The sequence below is a fragment of the Leucobacter soli genome (assembly GCF_042659205.1).
GTDB classification, from domain to species: Bacteria; Actinomycetota; Actinomycetes; order Actinomycetales; family Microbacteriaceae; genus Leucobacter; species Leucobacter soli.
Window position 1 is genome coordinate 1 of record NZ_JBHSRW010000278.1, and the last position, 2695, is coordinate 2695.

Annotated in this window: 3 protein-coding genes; 2 read left to right on the forward strand and 1 reads right to left on the reverse strand. The window is 71.0% G+C overall.

Annotated features, from left to right (window positions below; translation table 11 throughout):
• Both ACFPZL_RS12075 and ACFPZL_RS12080 read left to right on the forward strand, forming a co-directional pair.
• The coding region (locus tag ACFPZL_RS12075; RefSeq protein WP_382335598.1) for a sugar phosphate isomerase/epimerase family protein at nt 1-505 on the forward strand (505 nt) is incomplete at its 5' end.
• A complete protein-coding gene (locus tag ACFPZL_RS12080; protein ID WP_218113662.1) occupies nt 502-1518 on the forward strand; it encodes a sugar phosphate isomerase/epimerase family protein in 1017 nt (338 codons plus the stop codon). The genes ACFPZL_RS12075 and ACFPZL_RS12080, both read left to right, overlap by 4 nt.
• Nucleotides 1519-1574: 56 nt before the next feature.
• Here ACFPZL_RS12080 and ACFPZL_RS12085 read toward each other — a convergent pair.
• The coding region (locus ACFPZL_RS12085) for an AAA family ATPase (RefSeq protein WP_382335600.1) at nt 1575-2695 on the reverse strand (1121 nt) is incomplete at its 5' end.

The window sequence follows — 2695 nt, forward strand, 5'->3', positions numbered from 1 at the left end:
CGCCGCCGCGATCGCCGCGCTGCAGGCCGCGCTGCGCCCGGTGGCCGACTACGCCGCGGAGCGCGGGGTGACGCTCGCCATCGAGCCGCTGAACCGCTACGAGACGAGCCTGATCAACACGGTCGAACAGGCGCTCGACGCGCTGGGCCCGTTGCTCGGGGCGGGAGTGGGGATCGCGCTCGACGCCTACCACCTGAACATCGAGGAGCGCTCGCCCGCGGCAGCGATCCGGGCAGCCGCCCCATATGTCGAGGTGGTGCAGGTCTGCGGCAACGACCGTGGGCCGGTCGGCCCCGATCACATCGACTGGGAAGCGTTTCTCGATGCGCTCGACGAGATCGGCTACGCCGGTCCGCTCACGCTCGAGAGCTTCACGGGCGACAACGACACGATTGCGACGGCGGCGTCGATCTGGCGACCGCTCGCCGAGAGCCAGGACGAGCTCGCCCGCATCACATTCGATTCCCTCACCGATCTGCAGCAGCGAAGGAGCGACCAGTCATGACGCACGAGGCATCCCACCCCGTTACCCTGTTCACCGGCCAGTGGGCGGACCTGCCCTTCGAGGAGGTGGCACGGCTCGCCGCCGACTGGGGCTACGACGGCCTCGAGATCGCGGCCTCCGGCGACCATCTCGACCTCGCGCGGGCCGACGAGGACGACGCCTATCTCCGCTCCCGCCTCGAGGTCCTCGACCGCCACGGCCTGAAGGTATGGGCGATCTCCAACCACCTCGCGGGGCAGGCGGTCTGCGACGACCCGATCGACTTCAGGCACCGGGCCATCGTGCGCCCCTACGTCTGGGGGGACGGCGAGCCCGAGGGCGTGCGGCAGCGCGCGGCCGAGGACATGCAGCGTGCGGCGCGCGTCGCCCGCAAGCTGGGGGCGGATGTGGTCACGGGGTTCACCGGCTCGAAGATCTGGCCCTATGTGGCGATGTTCCCGCCGGTGCCCGCCGCGGTGATCGATGAGGGATACGAGGACTTCGCGAGGAGGTGGAACCCGATCCTCGACGTGTTCGACGGCGAGGGCGTGCGCTACGCGCACGAGGTGCACCCCTCCGAGATCGCCTACGACTACTGGACCACGGTGCGGGCACTCGAGGCGATCGATCATCGGCACGCGTTCGGACTCAACTGGGATCCGAGCCACCTCGTCTGGCAGGGCATCGACCCGATCGGCTTCATCGTCGACTTCGCGGATCGCATCTGCCACGTCGACTGCAAGGACACGCGCCTGCGCCCGCAGACCGGGCGCGCGGGGGTACTCGGCTCGCACCTGCCGTGGGGCGACCCCCGCCGGGGCTGGGACTTCGTCTCCACCGGCCACGGCGACACCCACTGGGAGGACGCCTTCCGCGCACTCGGATCCATCGGCTACGCAGGACCCATCTCGATCGAGTGGGAGGACGCGGGCATGGACCGCCTGCACGGCGCGGCCGAGGCGGTGGGGCGCATCCGTTCGCTGCTCTGGAAGCGCCCGGACTCCTCCTTCGATGCGGCGTTCTCGAACCAGTAGGCGAGGACGATCACCCGTGCGTTCGCGCGTGAGCACACGATGGTTCGCGAGGCCGGTCAGCCGATCCGGAACCCCTGACCCTCGAGGATCATCGCGAGCACGCGCCGATCCTCCCGGTGCATGATCCCCTCCACGAAGCGGGACAGCGCGAGATCGAGCGTGATCGCACCTGCGCTGCCGCTGACCTTCTGCAGGATCGCGACGAGCGTGCGCGGGGCGAGCACCGATTCCTCGAGCCCGGGCCGACCGTCGATCTCGCGCTCCGTGCTCACGTACTCGCGGAAGCCCGCGCCGTGCTCGCCGGAGAACACCTGCTGACTGATGAACGCCGCGCGGGCCACGCGCTCGATCGCGTCGGCGCCGAGTCCCCGGGGCAGCTCGCCGTGCGCGTCCGCCGCCGCAGCGGTCGCGAGGAGCGCGTTCTCGCTCGGGAACTCGGTGTAGTCGCGCCCGGTGTCGGGGTAGTGCACCCGGTACGCATTCGCGCCGAAGCGGTTGATGAGCTCGGCGCTCAAGCGGTCGAGGCCGCGATAGCGGTGCGGGGTCTGCTCGTTCGCCGTCGCGATGACGGCGAAGCCGGGCGCGAGCCGGACCCGCCGCCCCGCATCCTCCTGGACGCCGAATGCGTCGCCCGGTCGCAGCTGAAGGATACGGTTGAGCCGCTTCAGGAACTCCGGCGGCATCGCGTTGATCTCGTCGAGGATCAACGGCCGGCCCTCCGTCATGGCGCGCAGCAGCGGTCCCGGGACGAATGCGCTCACGGGCGCGCCGCCCTCGGCGCGCAGCTCATGGGTGCCGATCAGCTGGGCGCCGGTGATGTCGCCGTAGCCGGAGACCAGCTCGGGCTCCGCACCGATGCCGTGCAGCGAGAGATGCTCGGCGAGCGCGGTCTTGGCACCGCCGGTCTCGCCGACGAGCAGGACCGGCTCTCCGCGCAGCAGCGAAGGGAGCGCCTCGGCGATGATCCCGCGCATCTGCGCGGTGAGCAGCAGGCCGGTCCGCAGCTGGGTGCGGGCCTCGCGGATCCGCATGGTCCCCAGCGCCTCGAGCACGTCGTCGCGGTCCTCCGGGGTGTCGAGCCCGGACTCCCGGAGCAGTGCACCGCTCCGTTCATCGGCGAGCCGCCGCAGATCGTGCGCGCGCAGCTCCTCGGCCTCGGTCGTCTGTCGGCCGCTCG